We start from the raw sequence: 26,437 nt of genomic DNA on the forward strand, positions 1-26,437 counted from the left end.
TATAATTTTAATTTGTAATATGTTTTTCAATATTAACCTCTAGAATGTTAAGCGTAGTATTTAACATCTCTTCAAGTGTAAATCTAGGAATTTTATTTGCCGCTTATCAAGTAACAATACAAATATGAAGGTAGTAATTTTTGCAGGAGGTCTTGGAACTCGCTTGATGGAAGAAACAGAGGCACGTCCTAAGCCAATGGTTGAAATTGGTGGAAAACCGATACTGTGGCATATTATGAAAATATATGAACATTATGGTTTTAATGAGTTTATTATTTGTTTAGGTTATAAAGCACAAATGATAAAAGAATACTTTTTAAATTATTACTTATACAATTCAGATGTAACTATTGAGTTAGAAAAAAACAAAATTGAAGTTCATTATACTGATGCCGAATCTTTTAAGGTTACACTTATTGATACTGGTTTGCATACCAACACAGCAGGACGTCTTAAAAGGGCACAAAAATATATCGGTCAGGATACTTTTATGCTTACATATGGCGATGGCGTATCAGACATAAATCTTCATAAGCTGTTAGAGTTTCATAAATCACACGGAAAATTAGCTACTCTAACCTCAATTCAGGTCCCAGGTAGGTTTGGCAATTTGGAAACATCTCGTAACGGAATAGTTAAAAAATTTCACGAAAAACCTGAAGGAGATGGTATGTGGATTAATGGAGGTTTTTTTGTAATGGAATCAGGCATTTTTAACTACCTAGAAGGTGACATGGATGATATTCAATGGGAAAAGAAACCACTTGTAGAAATAGCTAATGATGGGCAATTAGCAGCATTCAGACATCATGGCTTTTGGAAAGCTATGGACGCTATGCGCGATAGAATTGAATTAGAGGCACTTTGGAATTCAAATAATTCTCCTTGGAAAATCTGGGAATGATTAACTATAAAGATACATTTACACAGACATACCGCAATAAAAGGGTATTGATAACAGGCCACACGGGGTTTAAAGGTGCTTGGCTTTTGTCTTGGCTTTATCTTTTAGGTGCAGAAGTTAAAGGCTATGCTTTGGTACCTGAAAGTAGGCTGGATTTGTATAACCAAATAAATGGCGATAATCTCTGCCAAAGTATCATTGCTGACATTAGAGACAAAGATCGCTTAAAAAAAGAGATTCTAGAATTTAAACCAGATTTTATTTTTCATTTAGCAGCGCAAGCATTAGTGAGGCTATCTTACGAAAAACCAACCGAAACTTTTGAAACTAATACACTTGGTACCGCATATTTATTAGATACTTTACGTTTTTTAGAAAGCCCCTGTGTTGTGGTGGTTATTACTACGGATAAAGTCTATGATAACAAAGAATGGCATTATCCCTACCGAGAAAACGACCGATTGGGGGGCTATGATCCCTACAGTGCCAGTAAAGCAATGGCTGAATTATTAGTAAGTTCTTATCAAAATAGTTTTTTCAATAAAAACGAATACATCAACCACCACAAATCTATTGCCACAGCAAGAGCAGGTAACGTAATCGGAGGCGGCGACTGGGCAAAAGACCGAATTATACCTGATTTGATTCGAGCTTTGCAGCAAAACCAAGCCGTAATTGTACGAAACCCGCAAGCGGTTCGTCCTTGGCAGCATGTGATAGAGCCTCTAAGTGGCTATTTACTTTTGGGAGCAAGACTTGTCGAAAATCCAACAAAGTATGCAGAGGCCTGGAATTTTGGGCCTTTACAAGATGACACTTTTACAGTTGAAAGCCTCGTCAGAGAAGCTATCACAATTTGGGGACAAGGTAATTTGGAAAAACCTAACTTGACAAATCAACCACATGAAGCTGGCCTTTTAAAATTAGATATCAACAAATCCATCAATGAATTAGGATGGAAGCCCAAATGGAGTGCTATGCAAGCTATACAAGAAACGATTAATTTTTATAAGTTTGGTGATACACAACCACTGGAATACTTAAAAAAGCAAATTAATGACTACCAAAATAAATGATTTTTGAAGAAACACCACTAAAAAATAGCTATGTTATAAGCTTACAATCATTTTCAGACAATAGAGGCTGGTTCACCCGAACTTTTTGTAAAAAAGATTTTGAAAAAATTGGACACAGCGAAGAATGGGTACAGCTCAATCACTCTTTTACTGTAACAAAAGGAGCTATAAGGGGTATGCATTTTCAGTACCCTCCACATAGTGAGATAAAAATGGTTCGTTGTATTGCGGGAGCAGTCTTAGATGTAATAGTAGATATTCGTAAAGGTTCTCCAACGTTTTTACAACATTTTAGTATCGAACTTTCGGCAATAAATAAAAAGATGTTGTATATTCCGAAAGGCTTCGCACACGGCTTTCAGACATTATCAGCTAACTGTGAATTGATTTATCATCATACTATGTACTATGAAAAGAATTCTGAAGGCGCATTAAGATATGATGAACCACTTTTGAATATAAAATGGCCGTTAGAACCTACTGATATTTCAGAAAGAGACTTAAACCATCAATATCTTACGCGATCTTTTGAAGGCATAGATTTAATTTTATCATAATGAAATGTAGATTTTGTAATACCAAATTAGAACATACTTTTATAGACCTCGTTAACTCACCCGCTTCCAATTCTTTTTTGACAAAGGAGCAACTAAACGAGCCGGAAACATTTTTCCCCCTAAAAGTCTTTACATGCCATAATTGCTTTTTGGTTCAAGTTGATGAATATAAAAAATCTGATTCTATTTTTGACAGTAATTATGTTTATTTCTCATCATACTCCAAAAGTTGGTTGGCTCATGCTAAGCAATATACGGATTTAATGGTCAAACGCTTTGGTTTTAACAGCCAAAGCTTAGTAACAGAAATTGCCTCAAACGATGGTTATCTTTTGCAATATTTTAAGGAAAAAGGCATACCTACGCTTGGTATAGAGCCTACGTCAAATACTGCCGAAGTAGCCCGTGCTAAAGGCATTGAAACCATTACTGAGTTTTTTGGGACAAAATTAGCTCAAAAGCTGGCAAAGGAAGGCTATAAATCTGATTTGTTATTAGGTAACAATGTATTGGCACACGTACCTGATATTGTTGATTTTGTTGATGGGATGAAACTATTACTGGCTGAAGAAGGAGTAATAACCATGGAATTTCCACATTTGGCTCAACTAATTGACAATATTCAGTTTGATACCATTTATCATGAGCATTTTTCATACCTCTCTTTTTATACTGTCAAACAAATATTTGAGGCTGCAGGCTTAGAAATGTTTGATGTAGAAGAAATACCTACTCATGGTGGCTCTTTACGTATTTACGCAAAACATCAGGAAGACAAATCAAAATTAATCTCTTCAAGAGTAGGCGAGTTAGTTATAAAAGAAAAAAAGAAAGGAATTGACCAACTATTTTATTACGCCGGCTTTCAAGAAAAAGTCATGAAAGTAAAGTTAGATTTACTAACTTTTTTGATTGAGCAAAAAAGAAAAGGCAAAAAAGTAGCTGCCTATGGTGCCGCGGCCAAGGGTAATACCTTATTGAATTTTTGTGGCATAAAGGCTGATTTGATTAATTTTGTAGTAGATGCTAACCCTCATAAGCAACATAAGTTTTTACCAGCAAGCCATATTCCTGTAATGGAGGAAAACTATCTCAAAACACAAAAACCAGACTTTGTACTCATTTTGCCATGGAACTTAATAAATGAAATTATGAATCAGTTAAACTATATTAGAGAATGGGATGGTCAATTTGTTATACCTATTCCAAATGTTAAAGTATTGTGAAAGTATTAGTGACAGGAGCATCAGGTTTTATAGGAAATCAAGTTGTAAATAACTTGTTGAGTCAAAAACATCAAGTTATTGCTACTTCAAGAGATGAAAATAAAGTTCGTCAAAAAACATGGTATAATAAGGTAAAGTATATTCCTTTTGATATATCAAACTTTGATAGTAATCTTAATTTATACGAATATTTCAATCGCCCAGATGTATTAATACACTTAGCCTGGGATGGCTTACCTAACTTTTTAGATATAGTACATATTGAAAAAAATTTATTTACCCATTATCAATTTTTGAAAAATTATATCCAAAATGGTGGAAAGCACATTACGGCAATTGGCACATGTTTAGAATATGGCAAGAATGAAGGCTGTCTAAGTGAGGATAAAGTACCAGAACCCGACTGTGCTTATGCTATTGCAAAAGATAGCTTAAGACGTTTTATAGAAGAGCTTCAGAAAAATCAGTTTTTTATTTTTCATTGGATTCGATTATTTTACATGTATGGAGAAGGGCAATATAGCAAAGCGTTATTATCTCAGTTAGACACTGCGGTACAAAAAGGTGATAGTGTTTTTAACATGTCAGGTGGCGAACAATTAAGGGATTATCTCTCTATAGACAAAGTTGCTCAAAATATTGTTGCCATTGCTCTACAAAAAAAAATAGTTGGTATTATTAATTGTTGTAGTGGTCAACCCATTTCGGTTAGAAGACTAGTTGAAGATTACATTTCTAAAAATAACTATTCAATAAAACTCAATTTTGGGTTTTACCCTTATCCCAATTATGAACCTTTAGCCTTTTGGGGAAATAATCAAAAATTAAATAATATAATTAATGAATAATCCAATAGTAGAATTTCAAAAAGAAAGAGAAGCATTAATTGCCTCTAACGGGAAGAACAAAGCATTGACTAATGCTGCATATCAGTTCAATGTAGAATCTAATAAGGCAAAATACTCTTATAATTTTTCTTGGATGGGTCGCCCTATCATTGCATACCCACAAGATATGATAGCCATGCAGGAATTGATTTGGGAAATAAAGCCTGATTTAATCATTGAAGCAGGCATTGCGCATGGTGGTTCTATTATTTATTATGCATCATTACTAGAGTTGATTGGAGGGGATGGCCTCGTGTTGGGTATTGATATTGATATAAGACGACACAATAGAGACTTGATAGAGGCTCACCCAATGATTAAGCGTATTCAAATGATAGAAGGTTCTTCAATAGAAGAATCAACAGCAGAAAAAGTTTATGAAGTAGCAAAAACTAAAAAAAATATCATGGTATGCTTAGATTCAAACCATACACATGAACACGTTCTGCAAGAGTTAAAACTATACGCACATTTGACTTCTATTGGTAGCTATTGTGTAGTATTTGATACAATAGTTGAAGATTTACCAAGTGATTACATGCCAGGTGGAAGGCCTTGGAATCCAGGCAATAACCCTAAAACTGCAGTTTTTGAGTTCTTAGAAACAGCCGAAGACTTTCAAATTGATAAGTCTATAGATAATAAATTGTTGATTAGCGTAGCTCCTGATGGGTTTTTAAAGAAAATAAAATAGCGAAATATTTATAATGATTTTCTTTCATGACTCACAAAATTTTTTTTTTGACAATATTTAGTAAGTTATGGTCTGTTTTAATCAACTTAATTTTCATTCCATTATATGTAGATATATTGGGAGTAGAATCTTTTGGACTAATAACTTTTTATTCAACACTTTCAACTTCATTATCAATATTAGATGTTGGTTTTAGTACAGCAGTTACACGCGAAATAGCAATTTTTGAATCAAATTCAAAAATCAAAATTGATAGAAATAATCTAATACAATCTGTTGAAATCATTTATTGGGTTTTTGCTTTTACAGTGGGAATTATTCTCTTAGTGTCATCAGATTTTATTGCAAGAGAGTGGCTAAACACTGTTACAGTAGATATAGATACTATTAGTAATTGTATAAAGTATATGAGTATAGTGCTTGTTTTTCAGTTTCCAATAAGCCTATATAACGGAATTTTAATTGGAATTTCTAAACAAAATCAAGTTGCTCTACTATCTATTTTATACATGACGTTAAAAAATGCAGGAGTATTTCTCATAATATATTTTTTTAATAAAGATATAGAGTTGTACTTTTTATTACAAGCTGCTGTTATGTTCTTTACTGTTTTATTATTCAAGAGAGTAATTAAGTCTTTTATAGAACCTAATTTAGAATTTAGATTTTCCCTTTCTCATATTAATAAGATTTGGAAATTCATTACTGGGATGACTGGGATCTCACTAGTTACTTTTTTTTTAACACAAATTGATAAACTAATAGTAAGTAAAACAGTATCATTAGAAAATGTAGGTTATTACAATTTAGCTTTTACTGTATCTGGAATAATTAGTCAAGGTGTAGTAGTTATTCAATCTTTTTTATTTCCTAAGTTCACTGAGTTATATACTAAACTCAAATCAAATGAACTTATGACGCTTTATTATAAGTCTTGTACTTGGGTATCTATTATTATTTTCCCTATAAGTTTACAGCTTATATTTTATGCGAAGGAAATTTTATTGTTTTGGACAGGAAATACAATTCTAACTCATAAGACGTCTTTATTAATGCAGGTTGTGACTATGGGAGCAACTTTTAATGCTCTTATGTGGGTTCCATATTTTTATTTACTTTCAAGAGGAATTACAAAATTTACATTTTATCAGAATATTATTATTGCTCTTATTTCTGTTCCATTGATTATTTTTTTATCTAATAAATATGGCATCTTGGGAGCCGGAGTAGTCTGGCTTTTTGTGAATATATGTTATGTTTTATTTAGTATTCCTTTGATTCATTATCTGTATATTCATAGTGGGACAAAAAAATGGTTTTTAGAAAGTATAATAGTACCTTTTTTTTATTCTTTGGTAGTTTTTGTCCCTTTTAAGTATCTTCAAATACATTTTTTTCAATCCATTGGTTTTATACAATTTCTTATACTGCTAGTAACCTCAGGAGTCGCTTACATAATTATTGTGCCTCAACTAAGATTTTATTTTTTAAATAGAAAAATATGGAATCAAATCCACTGGTAAGTATAATCATTCCCTCATATAATAATGCACAATGGATAGGAATGGCGATAGAAAGTGCTCTTAGTCAAGATTATAGTAATTTTGAAATAATAATCTGTGATAATAATTCAAAAGATAATTCAAAAGAAGTAATTATAAACTATTTAAAAGATCAACGAGTAAGGTTTCACTACAATGAAAGTAATATTGGTTCAAAAGCGAATATCAACAAACTTATTTATGAATTATCACAAGGTAAGTACATTGTGTACTTATCAAGTGACGATTATTTAATCAATAGTGAGTTTGTATCACAATCTGTGAGCTATTTAGAGGAAGAAAGCGACATCGTATATGTAAAAGGGAAAGAACTTGATTTCTACCATGATAAAAAATTATTAAAGAAAAGAAAATATAGTGACTATTACTCAAATAAAATAGTAGATGGTTTTCAAGTATTCAAAGACTATTGTAATGGTAAAGTTGGTTTAGGGTGGGAAGCATGTTGTCTAAGAAAAAGTATACTTTTAAAAATACCTTCCTCTAATTTTTTTTATGGAGATATCAACATAAATTTACGGTTAACAGCACATGGTAAAGTAGCATTTCTTGATACACCATCTTATACTTTTAGAATTCATTCTGATAATGAAAGTAGTAGATATAATACAGCAAAACACTTCATTGATGAACGCTTACTGTTATACAAAAGTATAATAGAATACATGAAGCACAATCTACCTGAAATGACACAAGGTATTGAATTAAGTAGAAAAAGCCTAATCTACTCTGAAATTGCTTTTGCCATAGTAAAGTTATTAATAGGAAATAAAGATGAATATATAATTTACAAAAATTATGTACACTACCATGAAAAAGAAATTTATAAAAAAGTGATTTTTTATAACTTGAAATATAAAATAGTAAAATATATAATTCTCCCTTTGTTAAAGATAAATTTAACTAAAAAAATATTATTATTATTTTGGGGACATAGGAACTTAATGAAAAATATAAAATGATTTTATCGAGTCCATTCCGAAAAGTATTTATCATTAAATTATACAAAAATATTTATTTTATTGAAAATCTAGTACATAAAATTAGAGTGAGAAATGGCTGATTTTCAAAAAAATATATACCTTTCGGAGTGGACTTTTTGTTATCTATTTTAGGTTATTTAACTCCCAAATGACTTATTGACCAAAATCAAAGTCTCTACTTTAAAGCGGTTGCGGCTTAGTGGAGAATGACACAGTAGTTGAAATCAAGAGTAAATTTTGTATTGAAACAAATATTAAAAGAAATAATTCTGTACTAGAAAATGAATTCACGAGTTGAACTATTTCTTGGAGCTATTGATGCAAACATTGTCAATCTTTTTATTTCATTTTTAGTGTTTTTACAATTTTTATACAGCTGGTACTATAAATGCTATAAACAAGGATTCAAAATTGATTATTGGCATTTTTATATATTCTACAATTACATATTTGTAATATTTTTCATGTATCCATTTGCGGCTTCTTACCTAAATGGTATTGCCATGGGTGGACGAATGGATATGATAAAAGAGAAAGTAGATGATGCTTTTCTTATCACCCTTACAGGTTATATATCCATTATTCTTGCTAACTATCTATTTAGTCTAAATGTATTTTCCACTTTTAACCGCACAATCATTAAGATAAACAACTGGGGCGGACAACTTTTATTTGAAACTATATCAAATAAAGTATATATAAATTTTTGCATTTCGTTTCTTCTATTTTTTACTGTATTAGGACTGGTATATTCGTTCTCTCGATTTGGATTTAGCTTCAAAATAAGAAATGACTACTTGGCTATTCCTGAAATTCGTCCCATTTTTAATTTCTGGACATCATTTTATAATGTTCTTATTCCTATTTTGATCATTATATATATTCAAAAAAAGGCAAAAATGACATTATTTGTAGTCATTTTACTTTCTATTTTTGCGACATTTACTGGCAATAGGTCAACTGTTTTTTTTACAGCACTAAATGGAAGCATTTTTTATCTTATTTATTTAAGGCATAAATTAAAGTTAAGAAAGCTATCTTTATGGGCTTTTGGGTTGGTAAATTCAGTATTTTTTCTTGGTCTTTTGAGAGACGGAGGGCGGGAATATGAAATTGAGAATTTAGGGTTCTTTACTTATTCCTTTTTATATGGAAATAATTTTTCAGATTTGAGAGACTTTGCTTATATACTATCATTCTGGGATGAGAATTTACTTTATGGGAAGTCTTATATAGCAGGTTTCATTTCGTTTATACCAAGGTATATCTCAGACTTTAGAAACACGTATGCAATTAGTGCATACACTAATAATTTTCTCGGATATGAAGATGGAACACATGGAGGTATCAGAGGAGGCCCTTTTTTTGAATCATATCTAAACTTTGGAATAATAGGTGTTATTGTTATTGGATTTTTGTGGGGAAGTGCACTATCAATTGTTAATAAACAAATAAACACTGAATTAGTGAAGAATACTCCAAATTTTATGAAAAGTTATAGCTATTCCTTCCTTTTTACATCAGCTAATGCAATTATGTTGACAGCAAATTTTTGGCAGTACTATGTATTCATAGGGTTCATAATTTTAGGGTCATTTTTAAAGAAAATAAAGGAATGAACATATACATAAATGGCAGATTTTTAACTCAGGAAATAACTGGCGTTCAAAGGTATGCCCTGGAAGTTACGAAAGCAATCGACATATTAATTAGTCCTAATGATGTTGTTGTAATTTTAACCCCAAAAAGTCAAACGATAGAATTAAATTTAAAAAGAATAAGTATCAAACAAGTTGGTTTTTTGACAGGGCATCTTTGGGAGCAAATAGAGTTGCCGCTATATTGTAGAAATGGTCTATTATTTAATCCTTGTGCGACAGGCCCGCTTTTTAAAACAAATCAAGTATCAACTTTTCACGATGTAAATTTTATCAATTTCCCAGAAGGCTTTACATGGCAGTTTAGACTTTGGTATAAAATCATCTTCTTTATTTGTGGCAAACTTTCAAAATCAATAATAGCAATTTCAAACTACACTAAAAATGAAATTATAGAAAAGTTTGGAATACAACCATCAAAAATAACAGTAATTTATGAAGGGTATCAACATTTTGATGAAATAGAAGAGAATAAAGAAATCTTAAATAAAATAGATAACTCAAAGCCATTCATTCTTGGGGTTAGCAGTCTAAATAAAAATAAAAATTTTGATATCATTCTTTCATGTTTGAAACATATTAACAACGTACATTTCGTTATTGTCGGAAAACCTAACCCTAAAATATTTGGCAATGCCGTTTCGTTCAAAAATAAAAATGTTACCTTTTTAGGAAGAGTTTCTGATTCAGAATTGAAAAGCTTATATAAAAATGCGTTTTGTTTTATCTATCCTTCGTTTTTTGAAGGTTTTGGCTTACCTCCTTTAGAAGCAATGAGTTGTGGATGTGCTTGTATAATTTCTAACACATCATGCTTACCTGAAATTTATCAAGATTCTGTACTATATTGTGACCCTCAAAGCCCTGAAAGTCTTTCTGAACAAATTTTACTTTTACTAAATGACCCCTTTACTACATTAAAGTTACATAGTAAATCTAAACATATTCTTGAAAAGTATTCTTGGATAGAATGTTCTAAGAAAATCCTTCATTTATTAAAAAATACATAGAATGAAAGTAGCTCACATTGTTGAAGCATTTGGTAGTGGAATAATAACTTTTATTAAAAATCTGACTGACGGGATTAAATGTGAACATACCATTTTTTATGCCCAAAGAGAAATAGATATCAACGAATTAAAAAAGGATTTTAAATACAATGTTAGATTTGTCAGTTGGAAAAGTGCAAAAAGAGAGATAAATATATTTAATGATGTAATTGCAAGCATAGAATTATATCGTTTTTTAAAATCCGACAACTATGATGTTATTCACCTTCATTCATCAAAAGCAGGTGCCATAGGAAGAGTTGTGGGTCTATTTTTCCCAGACAAAATAATACTTTATACACCTAATGGTGCATCCTTTGCAAGAAAAGACATCACACGACTAAAAATAACTTTATATAAAACTATTGAATATTGTTCAAGCCTATTATGTGGGCAAGTCATATGTGTATCAAAATCAGAAACACAATTATTTCACAGCATAGGGGTAAAAGCTATTACTATAAATAATGGTATACGCATCAAAAGTTATGAGAAGAAAATAAGGTTAGGAAAGCGATTTTCAATTGTTACTATCGGGAGAATTTCAACTCAAAAAAACCCACACTTATTCAATGATATAGCCAAGAACCTTTTACACTATCCAATAGACTTTATATGGGTTGGGGATGGAGAACTTAGATCCACTTTATCTTCCCCTAATATCAAAATAACGGGGTGGATATCATCGGCAGAAGTTGAAAAATATTTATCAAATAGTGATTTATATATTTCAACATCAATTTGGGAGGGTTTGCCATTTGCTGTTTTAGAAGCTATGAATTATAGGCTACCTTTACTACTAAATGAATGCGTTGGTAATATTGACTTAGTCAGTAACAGTATTAATGGATACTGTTTTAAAACAAAAAACGAAGCTTTGAGCCACATAATCAACTATCTTAATGATACATCGGTCTTGGCTTTTCATGGAGATAATTCGTATAATAAGCTATTAAGAGAATTTGACACTTTAAGTATGTGTCGTAATTACAGTGACATTTATAGAGTATTGGCTAAAAATTTAACAATGCCAACCAACTAAACAAAAAACAACACGGTCTAACCAAATATTCTATTGGTTAGACCGTGTTTACCAAGTGACCCTAAAAAATCATTAAGGGGATGTAACTATCCCCTTAATGTGAATATACAGATATTACTAAAATTATTTTTGTGCGTTTTGCTTTTTCAATGCCTGAATCTCCTTGTTTAACTCTATGACATACAAGGTTAATTCTTCTATTTTTTCCATTAATTTAGCAGAGGTTTGCATAACATCTAAGCCATTTTTTGACATTTCCTCGGCAGATGGGATGTTAGGTAGATGCTTATTTTCACTTACATATTTCTCAACTTCGTTTAATGGCATTAACTTATAGTTGGGCGCAAATACATAGTCAGCCCAATCAGAAGAATTGCGGAGGGCAACTTTCAACTTTTCTGTCATAATACCATCTTGCACATATAAACGATATGGGCCACCTGAAAAGCTACTTGGAAGAGCCAAACCTCCAGCCCCAGCCCCACCAGGTGCAGTATCAAAATCTCCAATCGCTAAGTATCCGACAGTACTTGGAGTTGGAGACCCTGGAACGGAACGAAGGTTTATTCTTAACCATGGAGTTGTTGCAGAAGGTAATGTAGCATAAAACTGCCCCTTGATTAGCGGGTTGGCCGTGTTTGAGTTTGAGATGTACAACATATTACTACCCGTTTCGTTCTCACCTGCGCCGCCACCTATGGCAACACTACCACTTCCTGTATTTGTGCGCAAAGCTTGTGCTCCAATAGCTACGTTATTACTACCGGTATTGGAACCCAATGCGTTAGCCCCGATAGCCATATTATTAGACCCACTTGTATTAGCTCTCAATGCACTTGAACCAATACCCACATTGAAAGTTCCTGAATTGCTATTCTCCATTGCAAAAGTTCCAACAGCCAAATTATGTGAGCCAAGAGTGTTGTTATAAAGAGAGAAAAAGCCTATGCCTACGTTACTTGAACCAGCAGTATTTTTAAATGTAGAAAAATGTCCAATTGCAACGTTATCATTTCCACCTGTCGAAGCACCATTGCCATGAAGAACGTTTACCCCTATACCAATATTATTACTTCCTGTTGCTCCTGTTAATGCTCCAGTGCCTACAGCAACGTTGCTCTGTCCAGTTGTGTTATTCAAAAGGGCTTGCCAACCAAATGCTGTGTTATACTGCCCAGTAGTATTTAACCCCGACTGATAGCCCAAGAAAGTTCGCAAACTACCTGTATGCTCAACAAGTCCAGAGTTGTTGTTATTAACTTTAAACCTTAAAGCCTCATTGTTAGTACTACCCAAAAAATCAGTACCATCAATCACATTCCCTTGCTTATCCCACGCCCCCACTGAACTAACAGCAGACGTACGAGCATTAGAAGGTTGCCATGCTGTACCGTCAAAGGTATATGTACCTACTACTTGGTCGGTTTGAAAGATAACCAAACCTGCCGCTGGATTTTTGATGGCGTCGCGCTGAGCCTGATTCATTCGGGGTAGTAGCAACCCTTTCGTGTTAGAATTAAGGTCCAAAATCGCCGAAGGGTCAGGCTTTGTCGTCCCAATCCCGACATTATCCGCTTTCTGTGCTAATGCAGCCCCGCAACTAAAGGCCAACGCTAGAGTAAGAATTTTTTTCATGTGTCTGATATGTTTTTTGTTTCAGTTTCTATTTCACTTTCCGAAAATAAGGGATAAATACAGAATGAAAAAATGCTTTGCCTTAAAATTATCTAACGGTAGCATTTTGTGCCTTTAAGTACGTTTAAATATTGCTTATTCTTTCTAATTTCGCAAATACAATTTTTATTCACAATGGCTTGCTTCAACTATCGGTATATTCTACCTTATATAATGTGCCTGTGCGGATTGGTATTCACACAGGTTACTTTAGCACAATGCCCCGTTCCAGCACAGTTTGGTCCCCAGTGGGTTAATGGAAGTTTTGGAATTACTGGCATTGAAGTAGGAACACAATGCACTGGTCGACCTGTTACGGTAACCACCCCTACATCAGTGGTGAATGCTCGTTATATTTTTGATTACAAAAACATTGCTGATACTTCACGAGCAAAATCAACTACCTCTTACCCCTACCCCCAACCTGGATACTACAATATTGTTCAAATAGGCATAGTTAATGGCAAGCCATCGGTCGCCTGCATTTCTATTCAAGTCTATGCTACGGCAAAACCCACCTTTTCACTCGCATCCGAATGCGGAAACACAACCAAGTTAACGATAAATACCACAGGTCTTGCTTTTGGACAGTATTTCATTGATTGGGGAGATGGGAAGCAGGCACAAGTGTTTAAACCTGGTCAACCTACTCCTACTTACACATATGCAGCTTCTGGCACTTATCAAATTAGGGTGAGGGGGGAAGGAACCCTAGCATTGAGTGGATGTAATGCGGATAGCGACCTGCAAACTTTTGAAGTGTTGAATGATCCCGCTCCTATTACAAATGCTACGGCCACCGTAGTAAATAATCTGTACAGTCAGGTAAGCATAACGGTACCCAACACGGTAAAAGTAAAAAATTATTCGTTCACCAAAAATGGTACTGAACTAACCCGTGTCAATAGCATTTTTATTGATTCCAGCCTAAATGCTACTCAAAGTGGCGCTTGCTACCAAGTGGCTTATGCCGATGCATGCGACCGTAAACCCGCTACAAGACCCACAGTTTGCACCATTTACCTGCAAGTAGAAAAGGAAACTTTAAAGTGGTCTCCAGAATCGCCTTTTTCGACTGCAGTCAACACCTATACAGTTGAAAAGCTCAATGAAAATGGTCAGGTTGTTGCCACTTATCCGGTTGGCAATACTACAGAATGGCCAATTGACATCAGTGATAATGACGCTGAAGTAGTTTATCGCGTTCGTGCTACGAGCGTTAGTGGGCAAAATAGCCTATCTAATGCCATCAGCTACGGTCGAACGGTCAAATTGTTTGTTCCAGATACCTTCTCCCCCAACAATGATGGACTAAACGATACATTTGAGATAAAAGGACAATTGATCAATAAGCTAGAAATAACGGTCTATGACCGCTGGGGCAATGTACTTTATAACACAAAAGATTTAACAAATGGATGGAACGGAACCGACGTAAACGGAAGAGCGCTCAGCCCAGGATTTTATACCTATAGAATAGAATATACTGATACGAAAGAAAGGTCTTATTCTAAACTTGGCACCGTCAATTTAATGAGGTAACCGCTGATTTAATTGCTGGTATTTTTTTTGCACAACAAGACAGTCGCTTTACTTTATTTTGTCAAACCTCAATCTAATGGCTCAAAGATACCGTTAGATAACTTATAGTCCATCTTGTTGTGGATAATCCAAAAAAAACTTAGCTTTACTCATTGAATTTTCAAAACAGACATAAATGTTTTTTATAATATGAAAAAGCCACTACTCGTTTTTCTGGGTTTTCTCTGTATTCCTGCTGCTCATGCCCAGTTTTACTCCTCCACCGAAGTCTATATTGGTTCGGGTGCCGTTGTTACCTTGAACAACGAAATAATTAACCAAGGTAACTTGAAGTCCGACGGTACGCTTCATCTCCGTAAAGGGATAAGCAATCAAGGCCAAATGACGCTGAACGGTCAAGTCGTATTGGACGGAGAAGGAACGCAACTCATTCAGAGTGCTAATTCTATCAACGTAGGCTCCCTTTTGCTTTCTCAAGTCGGAAAAGTGAATCTGCAAGCTCCATTAATTGTACAGAACGAGCTAAAATTTGGTAAAGGAATTATTGAAAATACGGCGTTATTCCCCTTAGAAATAGCCGATAACGCTCAAATTACGGGAGCCTCCAACCGCTCACACGTGAAGGGATACGTTCAAAAGTCGGGCGATGATGCGTTTGATTTCCCCGTGGGAGATGGACTCGAACTACATACTTTTGCCATCTCTAAACCCGCAACTGAAGATAAAATTTCGGTCGGATTTGTGACGCAGAGCCCCACTCGTCTGTCCAATAAACTAGCTGATGCAGTTGCCGAAGTGACTGGCAACAACTATTGGGCAGTGGAGGGTATCAAAAACCAAAACATTCAAGTGAGTGTTGCCTCAGAACAAGCCAACAACCAAATCCTACAATTGCGCGACAATCAATGGAATTTGGCAGCGGGAAGTGTCGAAAACAATGTAGTTTCGGCGCAAACAGTATTGAATGGAGCATCTTACTTTACGATTGGCACACAAATTGCAGAAGCATCCGAAAATGCAGAAGTGAGCGTTTATCCCAATCCAAGCAATGGTTCATTTGATGTTCGCTTGAAAGGGTTTTCGGCCAACGAAAATATTTCGCTTGATATTACAGATTTGAGTGGACGTTCATTGATTAAGCAGGAGGGCAAAGTCAAAGATTTTTCAACTAAATATTCGATAGGTGATAAAGTATCCAACGGCAGTTATTTTCTACGAGTCCTTCGTACCGAAAAAAACCAAAGTTTTGTACAAAACTTACTTATTACTAAGTAATATTGAGCTGTTCTTTGTGTAAGTGTGCCCAAGATACTTCTATCTTGGGCACACTTATTTAATGGTTTAAGGTTCTACTGAAGCTGTATTATATTAAAATAATCACTTCATCATTGAAAAATATGAAACATCGTTACTCATTTCTTTTCTTACCATTTCAACTTATTCTTGATTGGATACTTCTAAATCTATCTTTTTGGATTGCACACGTAATTAAATTTGGACTTTCCACTGAATTAAATACTTCATATAAATGGTTTTTGCTCGTTTGTAACCTAATATGGTTGGGCTTAATTGTCATCGTGAAGCCCTATAATTACACCCGCATCAAGTTTCATGTTTTCAATATCTTGTATCAGTACCTATCACTTTCAGGGGTATTTGCGGCTTGTATGGCATTTGCGTGGATTATTTTAAGGGACTTGAATTTATCCCGTCTGCACATGTTGTATATGCTCATGGTATTTGTGGCGCTAGGAATTACCTGGCGAGTCTTTGCCGTAGTCTTCATAAAATTTTACCGCGCCTCAGGTCATAATATACGACGCTACATCATTGTTGGCCACGGTAAACTAGCCACTACTTTAAAAGAGTTTTACGAGAATTACCCCGAGTTTGGTTATGAATTTTACGGTTTTTTTGGAGATATAGACGAAAATAACAAATCCATTATGCGGGGAGATTATGATCGTTTAACAACATTTATTAAACAAAACACCATTGATTGCGTGTACTGCTGTACCCCTTACATCAACAATGAAGTATTAGGCAACATCATCACTCAGTCAGAGCAAGAAAACTTTCAAGTAAAGTTAGTCATCGATTTTTCTTCCATTCTCAGCAGGCAATCGACGGTAGAATACCATGATATGTTGCCGATAATTGATATTTCAAATCGCTTTTGGGAGGACATAAAAGTACAAATCCTGAAACGTATCTTCGATATTGCCTTTTCTTCATTTATACTTTTTCTGGGTATGCCAATTTGGATTATCTTAGGTTTAATCACCAAATTTTCTTCCAAAGGGCCCATATTTTATTCTCAGGAAAGGATTGGCAAGTCAGGAAAACCTTTCAACATTTACAAATTTCGAAGCATGTACGTGAATGCGGAACAAGAAGGCCCCGCATTATCATTTGGCAATGAAGACCCCAGAATAACCCCCTGGGGACAATTTATGCGTAAAATGCGCTTGGATGAAATCCCACAATTTTACAATGTTTTAAAAGGCGATATGTCAGTAGTAGGCCCACGCCCTGAGCGTCAATTCTTTATTGACCAAATAACTCCCATTGCCCCTGATTTTACTAAATTATTGACGGTCAAGCCAGGCATCACTTCGATTGGCCAAGTAAAATTTGGATACGCACAGAACGTCGAGGAAATGATTCAGCGTTTGGAATTTGATTTACAATATTTAACAAAAGTTTCGCTGTTTGTGGATATGTTGATTATTTGGGAAACGGTAGTAGTGATGCTTAAAGCCAAAGGGAAGTAAAATGTGCTATTATCTTTTGAAATGCTTACTTTAGATTGAAGCTATTGATTGATTAAACGTTTTTTTTCTTGCTGTAATCTAAACTTAAGACGCTCAAATAACCACACAAATTTTGTTTTTTTAGTTAAGCCTTTATAAAATAAATCATAGGCGATACCTTGTCTCACAAACATGCGTACTGTACGCTTCATACTGTTGCTTGAGTATTCGCCTGATAAACGAAAAAATTTTTTTTGTAAATTAATTTCTTTAATGCTATTAGCATCAGTATTTACCGAAAAGTCTGATAATTGAAACTCATTTTTAAGATAAAAAAGGCATACTTTCAAAGCATAATCAAGATGGTTAGCGGCGGCAAACTCCGTTATTTGATTAATGTCTCCATTAAAAGAAGGACTTTTGCAAATTTTGACGGCATCCAAAATCCATCGAATGGTTGGTTGCCCTTCCAATGTTCCATGAATAATGGTATGAAAAAGTTGATATGAATCATTTAAAATATATGTGGCGTTTTCGGGGTCAAGCTGTAGTTTTTCTGAATATTTTTTTTCAAAAACCCAATTACTTTGTTGATGCTCTTGAAAGAAAAAAGCTTGCCAATGCAAATCCACATCTACCCCGCCTTCATCAAAACAGTGCATCGCATGGATAAGATGACGGTATTTGTCCTCAATAGCATCGGGAATATTACCGTAGGAAGCTAACAGTGAAACGGTTGACTCAATATACTCCAATGGAACTAACAAATCAATATCGCCCATCGGTCGTACCCCCATATCTTTATAATAATGCAACGACATCGGAATACCTTTAAGCAGCATGTTTGGAATACCCGCTTCATTGCAAGCTCGAACTATCTCTTGTGCCCTATACAACAACTTTTGGTTTGCCATCCATGTGTTTCGATAGGCATCCCGTAATGCTGGCAAAAGGGAATCTCCACTATGTTCTAAATTTCGATAAATTAAAGGAAGAACCCTTAAAGATTCAGTATCAACCCCAGAGAAAATGGAATAGTTTGCATCCTCTTTCGTTATATGATTGAGATTCTGGTATTTTTTCCAACGTTCCCAATAGGTAATCGCTTGCTCAGGAGCAAAAAGGGCCGCTTTTAGTAACCAAATTTGGTCTTGTCGAATACCGATGATTTTTTTTACTTCTTCGAGGGTCATTATTATTGTATTAGCAAGCAATATAAAGAAGATACTTTTTGAGGGGCGTATTTTTTTGATTTTATTTGTCAACTAATCCAGTTTTAAATGTTTGTTCAAAAGCAGTTTACATTTAGAATAACCAATATCCCTACTATACATTCAAAGAGCTATAATTGTGTGAAAAAAAAAACCATTGTATTACACTTATTCTTTCAAGGGCTCTTTTTCGTTTCTCACAACGCATTTTCCCAAGATTCGACACAAAGCAACCATAATCAACAATATGTATCGCTAACAGGATATGGCTCAACAGCCAGGACACCATTTTGGATGCGAACCAATCAATATGCTACGGTGCCAGAGGCATCAGGACTTATGATTCGTGCAGGTTCAAAAAACCTATTTTCTATTGCTCAAACACCTCATTTGAAAGCGGGGTACGGTATCGACCTAGTGGCAAATATGTCAGCCAACAGTCAGGTAATTTTACCAGAACTTTACGGAAAAGTACAGTTTAAGAAATGGGAGCTTTATGTTGGGAGAAAACGCGAAACGGTAGGTTTATGTGATACGCTCCTTGGCAGTGGTTCTTATGTTTGGTCTGGCAATGCCCTTCCCATTCCAAAAATTCAACTAGCCATTGCAGACTTTCTTCCACTCACTTTCACCAAAAATCTGATTTCTTTCAAAGGTTCATACGCTCATGGATGGTTTGGCTCAGGGGATTTCGCCTACGGCTACTTCCTTCACCAGAAAACATTTTATGTTCGCATAGGTAAACCCACTTCCCAACTAAGATTATACGGTGGCTTCAATCATCAGGTACAGTGGGGGGGCAAAACCTACGGTGACATTGGAACCGTCAATAATCGAACCTTTCCCGTAAGCTTTAAGGATTACATATCGGTAGTTACTGGAGCTAGAAACCTAGGAAATACCGCTTTTGATTCAACCAATAGGGTTGGAAACCACTTAGGCACATTAGATGTCGGTGCAGAATTTGAATTTCGTCGTATGAGCCTTTCCATTTACCGACAGAGTCTATACGATGATGGTTCTTTACTTCGAAAAGAAGCCAACAACATCGCTGATGGCCTTCAAGGAATCGTGCTGAAGTTTCTTTACCCTGAACGAGAAAAAGGGAGACTTAGCCTAAAAAAAGTATTATTTGAGTTTTTATACACCAAAAGCCAAGGAGGCTCGACGTTTGATTTTGAAGGCGGTATTTTTGGTCGTGACAACTATTTCAATCACCAACAATACTTCGATGGTTGGTCATACAAACGACGCATCATAGGCACTCCTTTCATTACCAATTACCGAGATACGAATAACTCTGATGATTATAACAGCAACGAAATCGCCAACAACAACCGCGTAGTGGTTTATCATTTTGGCTTTGAAGGCTACTATGGCGAAAAACTGCATTTTTTGAGTAAACTTTCCTACAGCTTGAATTACGGAACCTACGGTTTCCCTTATGAATCTGTACCCAAGCAATTTTCGGGTTTGCTACAAGTGGATGGCCAAATTGGCCTATGGGAAGGCCTTGAATGGAACGCCGCCATTGCCCTTGATCAGGGACAACTTTATACCAATACGTTTGGCGGTAAAATTGGTATCCGTAAAACTTGGTCGGGTAAAAAGTAACCCTTTTTTGCCATGACAAAAACCGTAAAAGACCAAATGAATCAGGAAGTAACGTGGCCTGTTTCACCAAAACGTATTGTTTCGCTTGTACCTTCACAAACTGAGTTACTCTTTGCCCTCGGACTGCGCGAAGAAATCGTGGGAGTTACTAACTACTGTATTCATCCCGCCGAGGAAACAAAGCACAAAACCAAGGTTGGAGGCACTAAAAACTTTGATGTCGAGGTCATCAAAAGGCTCAATCCAGATTTAATTATCGGTAATAAAGAGGAAAACGAAGAAAAAGGGATAAACACCCTCAAAAAATCCTTTCCCGTGTGGATGTCCGATATTTTTAACCTTGAGGATGCCGTCGATATGATTTTACGGATTGGAGTATTGGTAGGAAAAGAGTCAGAGTCAGAATCTATCGTTTTAAACATCCAGAGGGGTTTTTCAGCACTTCCAACGACGAAGCTCCCACCCAAAAAAGTGGCGTACTTTATTTGGCGTAAACCATACATGGTAGCCGCTTCTGGTACATTTATTGACGATATGCTCAAACGCGCAGGATTTCAGAATGTTTTTGGTTCATTGAGCCGTTATCCTGAAATATCCGCTGAGCAACTTAGAGAGGCCCAACCTGACTATATCTTTTTATCTTCCGAGCCTTATCCTTTTAAAGAAAAACATCTTCAGGAATTTCAGAATATTTGTCCAGATGCGGCCATTTTGGTGGTAGATGGCGAACTCTTCAGCTGGTATGGGAGTAGATTACCAGCGTCTGCTGCTTACTTTTCAAAACTTGGACAGTTAGGTTAAAATTATCCGACTCACGATTTTGTACAACTTAAACCCATTAAGTTAGTATTATTGCACAAATTAACTGTACCAAGTCAGTTACTAATCCTAACTTCTTAACTCCTACCCTGTATGCTCTTATTGTACGTCCTGCTGGGCATTTTAGCACTTATTATCTTAGTTGCTTATTTTCATTTAGATACTTTTATTTCGTTTGTTTTAGTCAGTATTGGGCTTGGCCTGGCGTGTGGCATGAGTGTGACGTCGATTAGTCAATCGCTCGAAAAAGGCATTGGTGGTACGCTCGGTTCCTTGGTCATTATTATCGGTTTTGGCTCGATGCTCGGAAAACTCGTGGCCGACAGCGGAGCAGCCCAGCGGATTACCACTACCCTAATGAATATTTTTGGCCTAAAATATTTGCCTTGGGGGTTGGCATTGGCGGGTTTTATCATTGGCCTACCGTTGTTCTACAATGCCGGGTTTGTCATTGTTATCCCGCTTATTTTTACCATTGCCGCATCCACCAAATTACCCATGCTGTACGTGGCAGTTCCGATGTTGTCGGCATTGTCGGTGGCGCATGGTTATTTGCCGCCTCACCCCTCTCCTACGGCCATTGCCGCACAATTTAAGGCGGATGTAGGTCAAACGCTTTTTTACGGCTTAATCGTCGCTATCCCAGCCATTATTCTGGCAGGGCCTATTTTTGCCAAAACCCTCAAAAAATACGACCCAAAACCCGACGCTTCTTTATTTAACACCAAACATTTCAGCGAGTCGGAAATGCCTAGTCTGAGCATCAGCTTAATCGTGGCGTTGTTGCCTTTATTGCTCCTGACGCTTATGCCTTGGTTGAAAGGTAATTTTGCGGAAGAAAGCATTCTTTACACGGTTTTTGCTTTTTTGGGCGACCCTTCAATCTCGATGTTGATTTCTGTGCTGGTAGCCATTTACTTTCTCGGGATTAAACGCGGCAGAACGACCAAAAACGTCATGAAATCGCTCGAAGAAGCTTTCAAGAGCGTTTCTATTATTTTGTTGATTGTTGCCGGTGCCGGGGGCTTCAAACAAATTTTGACCGATGGGGGCGTGAGTAAGTACATTGGAGAGCTGTTGGCAGGGGTAGAAATCTCTCCACTTATTTTAGGATGGGCCATTGCGGGAGTGATTCGCATTTGTGTAGGCTCCGCCACCGTGGCCGGGCTTACGGCGGTAGGTATTATTGCGCCATTGGTCCAAAGTCAAGGGGTAAAGCCCGAATTGATGGTATTGGCCATTGGCTCGGGTAGTTTGATTTGCTCCCACCTCAACGACGGCGGTTTTTGGCTGTTTAAAGAATACTTCAACCTTTCCATCAAAGAAACACTCCAAACTTGGACGGTTATGGAAACCATCGTCTCAATCGTAGGTTTACTGGGTGTTTTGGTGCTGGATCAGTTTGTGTAACGATAAAATCGTGGCTGGTTCAAGCGTTTTTCGAAGTTGAAATATCCCAAATAAAAAAAGCCTCGCAATTGCGAGGCTTTTCAGTTGGCGGACAAGGACTCGAACCCTGAATAAAAGAACCAAAATCTTCTGTGTTACCATTACACCATCCACCAATTCCGTTTTGGTGGTGCAAAAGTAGCCCTTTATCGGTTACGTGTCAAGTCGTTTTTGAAAAAAAACTGATAAAAAAAATAAGCCTACGTCTTTAGAATTGATAATCAGGGAGTTTATGAAAAATAAAAATACAAACTTTTTTGTCCACATTTTAAACTCCTGCCGTGGTGACGTCAGCCGCTATCTTCTTAACCAAGCCCTGTAAGACTTTTCCAGGACCGCACTCTATGAATTCAACTGCCCCGTCGGCCACCATGGCCCGCACCGATTGGGTCCAGCGTACGGGTGCGGTGAGTTGCGAAATCAGATTTTCTTTGATGGTTTCTACCTCAGTAGCCGCCTGGGCGTTTACGTTTTGATAGATAGGGCAACGCGGAGTTGAAAAGACCGTTGCTTCAATGGCCGCCGCCAATTCTTCGCGAGCTGGCTCCATCAACGGCGAGTGAAACGCGCCACCCACAGGAAGCGGTAAAACGCGCTTAGCACCTGCTTCTTTCAATTTTTCACCTGCGAGGCGCACACCTTCATGCGTCCCCGAAATTACTACCTGACCGGGGCAGTTAAAATTGGCTGCTACAACCACTTCTCCTTCAACAGAGGCACAAATTTCTTCAATCTTAGCATCATCCAAACCCAACACTGCCGCCATCGTCGACGGACTGATGATACAAGCCCGTTGCATGGCGTCAGCTCGTTTGGCAACCAATCGCAAAGCATCTTCAAAAGATAATGCTCCCGCCGCTACTAACGCCGAAAACTCTCCCAATGAATGGCCCGCCACCATATCGGGCTTGAAATCTTCAATGGTAGAAGCCAGAATAACGGAATGTAAAAATATGGCAGGCTGCGTCACATTGGTTTGTTTGAGCTCCTCGTCGGTTCCTTCAAACATTACTTTTGTAATCTCAAAACCTAAAATTTCGTTTGCTTTATCAAACATCGCACGGGCTTGGGCATTATTTTCGTACAAATCTTTGCCCATTCCGCTGAACTGAGAGCCTTGGCCGGGGAAAACGTATGCTTTCATTAAGGTTATTATTGAGTGAATTATGAATTAATGACTGCAAACTTAATCACTCCCTCCCTAACTCACTCTATTACAAACAATTTTTTCTCTTCGGGCGTGGGGATACGGCAGGACTCGCTCTTGCCAAAAAGTCGGTAGCGATTTTTGGCAATGATATCGTAGAAGAAATCACGGATGAAACGAGGCACGACGCGAAACAGATACAGCCAAGACCAGCCTTTTAGATAACGCGCTATCTCCAGTGCCGCATCCGATTTTTCGTATAATTTCCCGTCTCTTAGCAGAAGTACGGTGTCAAAATCAGTCAGTTGGCGCTGATTCTCGGCCAAGAGTCGCTGACCGAAATCAGATTGTAGCGAGGCAAACCGAAACCTGCGCGCGGCATCACGGTCAATGACGAAGTTGATGCTCGCGTTGCAGAAATTACAGACACCGTCAAAAAGAATTACATCGGGCATATCGAGCCTGTTTTAGTATACATCAATTACTCATAACACACCCGAAAGCCTACCGTATTTTTTTTGGACGCAGGTGCTAATCCGTAACGAAACGTAAGCGGTTTGGGTTCGTCGCCAAACGAACGGCCTCTCACCACTCGACCGCTTCCTTGCGGTGGGCCAGCAGGTGCAGTACTTGGGCTGTTGGCATAATAATTTTTATCGTACCAGTCGGCGCACCATTCGGCGGCATTTCCACCCATGTCAAACAGGCCTAGCTTGTTTGCTTTTTTGGTGTTGACGGGCTTTGTTCCCGCGCCATCGGTATTTCCAGCATACCACCCCAACTCTTCGGTAGAAACCGTATTTTTAGCCACACCACCGCAGGCAGCGTATTCCCATTCGGCTTCGGTCAAAAGACGAACTCTTTTTTTTAGCTGTCCTGAAAGCCATTCGCAATACGCCACGGCATCGTCCCACGAAACCCCCACTATAGGATGCTCATCCTGCCAGCCCCAATTGGGCGGCGCGGGCATGACTTTTCCAGTAGTTTTGGCAAATGTACGGTACTGAGCAACCGTCACCTCATGCTTTGCCACAAAAAAATCAGCGAGGGTTACGGAATGTACGGGGCGCTCATCAATGGCTCCTTTGTCGTCCCCCATTGAAAATGTACCCCCTTTTACGAGTACAAAATCGGGTAATTCAGCGCGGCTTACATTTTTTTCGGGGGCAGGGTTTGAATTTGTATTATTTCGGGGAAACGACGTGGGATTGGGCGTAACGGAAGCGTTAGTTTTCTGAGCCAACGCTTTGATGGATTTCTGGAGTTGGCCTTTACAGTAAGGTTCTTCGTTTCGAATGCGCAACGCACGTTCATAATTTTCTTTGGCGCATTGATAATCCTGTTTCTTAAAACACGCATCCGCCCGTTTTTTGTAGTCATCAAAAGTTACTTTTTGAGCAACCGCTGCGATCGAAAAAAGGATACAACCAAAAACAAAAAGTAGGCGAATCATATCGTGACAATTACAGAGGTAAATTTACCGTTGAATGCGTTGTTGTTCAAGTTGTTGGAGCCGCAGTTCAAGGCTTTGCTTTTCCTGAACCAACTGACCGTACTTATCCGTGAGTTGTTTCCATTCATCGTCTTGTATTAACCTTGCATTGCCCAAGTCGGTCAAATACGCCTCGTAACTTTTCAGGACAGACCTAAAAAGCGGTTTGTCATATCGCTGCTGAAGGCGGGTGATAAACCCGAAAACAGTCTGTAATTGCTTGGCAGAAAACGGTTTTGTTTGGGTCAGCACTTCGATATAATCATCCAAGCGGTCAGTTTCGACCAAAAAACCCTTGATTTCTGTTTCGGTCGATTGATTCCGTTGCAGGGCTAATTCAGGAATTTTACGGAGGTTTAGATAGATTGAAATACCCAACAAGACCACAACGCTGGCATAACAGGCCCAGAAGTACATAATGCGAGAACGGCGGATTTCAGTATTAAGGGCTTTCATATTTTAGGAATTCGAATTTAGAAGGCAAAATTGAACACATCTACGATACCATTTTCGCGCTTATTTAATGGGCGCAACGGGCGGTGGTGGCGGCTGTGATTGCATGGTTGCAATCTGGAGTTTCAAAAATTGATTATCCTGCGCCAAATGCTCAATTTGGTCTTTATATGCCTGTTTTTTAGCAAATATCTCTTTTTGATTGGCAACGGCTTCTTCATTGACCAGTATTAGAAATTTATAATTGCGAACTACGCGTCTGAAAACGGTATCGAGCACCGTAGCCTCGGCGGGGCGTTTTTGCATTGCAGTAAGTTGTTCTTGAAGAGTACTTTTTGTTTGCACCAAAGCGCTCTGATCAGTGCCTTTGATGGCCATCCTGAACGAACGATAAAGGGTATCCAACAACTGTACATCCGTCAAAAACCGGGCCTCCGTTTGGGAAGAGAGCGCCGCTTTACCAGCCGAGCGCGGGTTCAGAAAACGGTAACTGATTGCCGTCAGCAACCCAAAAAACAGCAAACTAACCAAAATATATTTTAGAAAAGGGCTCATGCTTCGGTGACCGATTTAACCTTTATAATAAACACTTAATGAAGGCTCATGCCATTTCTTTACAAGCAGACACTTTTTTAACTTTTCCCA

24 protein-coding genes and 1 tRNA gene are annotated in these 26,437 nt (G+C 37.1%); 17 read left to right on the forward strand and 8 right to left on the reverse strand.

What is annotated here, in order from left to right; all coding sequences use genetic code 11:
- Positions 1-124 precede the first annotated feature (124 nt).
- The 11 genes from rfbF to GVN20_RS09150 all read left to right on the forward strand — a co-directional run bounded on the left by rfbF (position 125) and on the right by GVN20_RS09150 (position 11,638).
- Positions 125-904 carry a glucose-1-phosphate cytidylyltransferase gene (gene rfbF, locus GVN20_RS09100; RefSeq protein WP_166558003.1) on the forward strand — a complete coding sequence of 260 codons (780 nt, stop codon included), beginning with the start codon at positions 125-127 and terminating at the stop codon, positions 902-904.
- Positions 886-1,980: a CDP-glucose 4,6-dehydratase gene (gene rfbG, locus GVN20_RS09105; RefSeq protein WP_229599007.1), complete on the forward strand. Its 1,095-nt coding sequence runs from the start codon at positions 886-888 to the stop codon at positions 1,978-1,980. The genes rfbF and rfbG overlap by 19 nt, the downstream gene beginning before the upstream one ends.
- Positions 1,977-2,537 carry a dTDP-4-dehydrorhamnose 3,5-epimerase gene (gene rfbC / locus GVN20_RS09110; RefSeq protein WP_166558004.1) on the forward strand — a complete coding sequence of 187 codons (561 nt, stop codon included), beginning with the start codon at positions 1,977-1,979 and terminating at the stop codon, positions 2,535-2,537. Before rfbG ends, rfbC begins: the two co-directional genes overlap by 4 nt.
- Entirely contained in the window at positions 2,537-3,763 is a 1,227-nt protein-coding gene (locus tag GVN20_RS09115) for a class I SAM-dependent methyltransferase (protein ID WP_166558005.1), read from the forward strand. Before rfbC ends, GVN20_RS09115 begins: the two co-directional genes overlap by 1 nt.
- Positions 3,760-4,611, forward strand: a complete 852-nt coding sequence (locus GVN20_RS09120) for an NAD(P)-dependent oxidoreductase (RefSeq protein WP_206023231.1) — start codon at positions 3,760-3,762, stop codon at positions 4,609-4,611. Before GVN20_RS09115 ends, GVN20_RS09120 begins: the two co-directional genes overlap by 4 nt.
- Complete coding sequence (locus GVN20_RS09125; protein WP_166558006.1) at positions 4,604-5,344, forward strand: cephalosporin hydroxylase family protein; 741 nt, start codon at positions 4,604-4,606, stop codon at positions 5,342-5,344. The genes GVN20_RS09120 and GVN20_RS09125 overlap by 8 nt, the downstream gene beginning before the upstream one ends.
- A 26-nt stretch (positions 5,345-5,370) precedes the next feature.
- A complete protein-coding gene (locus tag GVN20_RS09130; protein WP_166558007.1) occupies positions 5,371-6,867 on the forward strand; it encodes an oligosaccharide flippase family protein in 1,497 nt (498 codons plus the stop codon).
- Positions 6,846-7,868 carry a glycosyltransferase family 2 protein gene (locus tag GVN20_RS09135; RefSeq protein ID WP_166558008.1) on the forward strand — a complete coding sequence of 341 codons (1,023 nt, stop codon included), beginning with the start codon at positions 6,846-6,848 and terminating at the stop codon, positions 7,866-7,868. The genes GVN20_RS09130 and GVN20_RS09135 overlap by 22 nt, the downstream gene beginning before the upstream one ends.
- Positions 7,869-8,170: 302 nt before the next feature.
- Positions 8,171-9,508: an O-antigen polymerase gene (locus GVN20_RS09140; RefSeq protein ID WP_166558009.1), complete on the forward strand. Its 1,338-nt coding sequence runs from the start codon at positions 8,171-8,173 to the stop codon at positions 9,506-9,508.
- On the forward strand, positions 9,505-10,557 hold the full coding sequence (locus tag GVN20_RS09145; RefSeq protein WP_166558010.1) for a glycosyltransferase family 1 protein: 1,053 nt from the start codon (positions 9,505-9,507) through the stop codon (positions 10,555-10,557). The genes GVN20_RS09140 and GVN20_RS09145 overlap by 4 nt, the downstream gene beginning before the upstream one ends.
- A gap of 1 nt (position 10,558) precedes the next feature.
- Entirely contained in the window at positions 10,559-11,638 is a 1,080-nt protein-coding gene (locus GVN20_RS09150) for a glycosyltransferase (protein WP_166558011.1), read from the forward strand.
- A gap of 123 nt (positions 11,639-11,761) precedes the next feature.
- On the opposite strand, the gene GVN20_RS09155 is transcribed toward GVN20_RS09150, so the two are convergent.
- Entirely contained in the window at positions 11,762-13,273 is a 1,512-nt protein-coding gene (locus GVN20_RS09155) for a hypothetical protein (RefSeq protein WP_166558012.1), read from the reverse strand.
- Between the two features lie 375 nt (positions 13,274-13,648).
- On the opposite strand from GVN20_RS09155, the gene GVN20_RS09160 reads away from it, so the two are divergent.
- The 3 genes from GVN20_RS09160 (at position 13,649) to GVN20_RS09170 (ending at position 17,628) form a co-directional block, all read left to right on the forward strand.
- Positions 13,649-14,854, forward strand: a complete 1,206-nt coding sequence (locus GVN20_RS09160; RefSeq protein ID WP_166558013.1) for a gliding motility-associated C-terminal domain-containing protein — start codon at positions 13,649-13,651, stop codon at positions 14,852-14,854.
- 189 nt (positions 14,855-15,043) lie between these two features.
- Positions 15,044-16,129, forward strand: a complete 1,086-nt coding sequence (locus tag GVN20_RS09165) for a T9SS type A sorting domain-containing protein (RefSeq protein WP_166558014.1) — start codon at positions 15,044-15,046, stop codon at positions 16,127-16,129.
- 122 nt (positions 16,130-16,251) lie between these two features.
- Complete coding sequence (locus GVN20_RS09170; RefSeq protein WP_166558015.1) at positions 16,252-17,628, forward strand: sugar transferase; 1,377 nt, start codon at positions 16,252-16,254, stop codon at positions 17,626-17,628.
- Between the two features lie 41 nt (positions 17,629-17,669).
- Here the strand turns inward: GVN20_RS09170 and GVN20_RS09175 are convergent, their stop codons facing one another.
- Positions 17,670-18,800: a nucleotidyltransferase family protein gene (locus GVN20_RS09175; RefSeq protein WP_166558016.1), complete on the reverse strand. Its 1,131-nt coding sequence runs from the start codon at positions 18,798-18,800 to the stop codon at positions 17,670-17,672.
- A 312-nt stretch (positions 18,801-19,112) separates the two neighbouring features.
- On the opposite strand from GVN20_RS09175, the gene GVN20_RS09180 reads away from it, so the two are divergent.
- The 3 genes from GVN20_RS09180 to GVN20_RS09190 all read left to right on the forward strand — a co-directional run bounded on the left by GVN20_RS09180 (position 19,113) and on the right by GVN20_RS09190 (position 22,661).
- Positions 19,113-20,432 carry a capsule assembly Wzi family protein gene (locus tag GVN20_RS09180; protein WP_166558017.1) on the forward strand — a complete coding sequence of 440 codons (1,320 nt, stop codon included), beginning with the start codon at positions 19,113-19,115 and terminating at the stop codon, positions 20,430-20,432.
- A 12-nt stretch (positions 20,433-20,444) separates the two neighbouring features.
- Positions 20,445-21,233: an ABC transporter substrate-binding protein gene (locus tag GVN20_RS09185; protein ID WP_166558018.1), complete on the forward strand. Its 789-nt coding sequence runs from the start codon at positions 20,445-20,447 to the stop codon at positions 21,231-21,233.
- 111 nt (positions 21,234-21,344) lie between these two features.
- Entirely contained in the window at positions 21,345-22,661 is a 1,317-nt protein-coding gene (locus GVN20_RS09190) for a gluconate:H+ symporter (RefSeq protein WP_114065196.1), read from the forward strand.
- A gap of 84 nt (positions 22,662-22,745) precedes the next feature.
- On the opposite strand, the gene GVN20_RS09195 is transcribed toward GVN20_RS09190, so the two are convergent.
- From GVN20_RS09195 to GVN20_RS09220, 6 genes are all read right to left on the reverse strand, one after another.
- Positions 22,746-22,816, reverse strand: a tRNA-Gln gene (locus GVN20_RS09195).
- Positions 22,817-22,968: 152 nt separating this feature from the next.
- A complete protein-coding gene (fabD, locus tag GVN20_RS09200) occupies positions 22,969-23,844 on the reverse strand; it encodes an ACP S-malonyltransferase (protein WP_166558019.1) in 876 nt (291 codons plus the stop codon).
- Between the two features lie 62 nt (positions 23,845-23,906).
- Complete coding sequence (locus GVN20_RS09205; protein ID WP_166558020.1) at positions 23,907-24,302, reverse strand: thiol-disulfide oxidoreductase DCC family protein; 396 nt, start codon at positions 24,300-24,302, stop codon at positions 23,907-23,909.
- A gap of 26 nt (positions 24,303-24,328) precedes the next feature.
- On the reverse strand, positions 24,329-25,300 hold the full coding sequence (locus GVN20_RS09210) for a formylglycine-generating enzyme family protein (RefSeq protein WP_166558021.1): 972 nt from the start codon (positions 25,298-25,300) through the stop codon (positions 24,329-24,331).
- Between the two features lie 24 nt (positions 25,301-25,324).
- The gene (locus GVN20_RS09215) at positions 25,325-25,795 is read right to left on the reverse strand and encodes a hypothetical protein (protein WP_166558022.1); all 471 of its coding nucleotides are present in this window, start codon (positions 25,793-25,795) and stop codon (positions 25,325-25,327) included.
- Between the two features lie 60 nt (positions 25,796-25,855).
- Positions 25,856-26,347, reverse strand: a complete 492-nt coding sequence (locus GVN20_RS09220) for a hypothetical protein (RefSeq protein ID WP_166558023.1) — start codon at positions 26,345-26,347, stop codon at positions 25,856-25,858.
- Positions 26,348-26,437: the final 90 nt, after the last annotated feature.

Origin of the sequence: Runella sp. CRIBMP, from assembly GCF_009905605.1 — a bacterium.
Taxonomy (GTDB): domain Bacteria; phylum Bacteroidota; class Bacteroidia; order Cytophagales; family Spirosomataceae; genus Runella.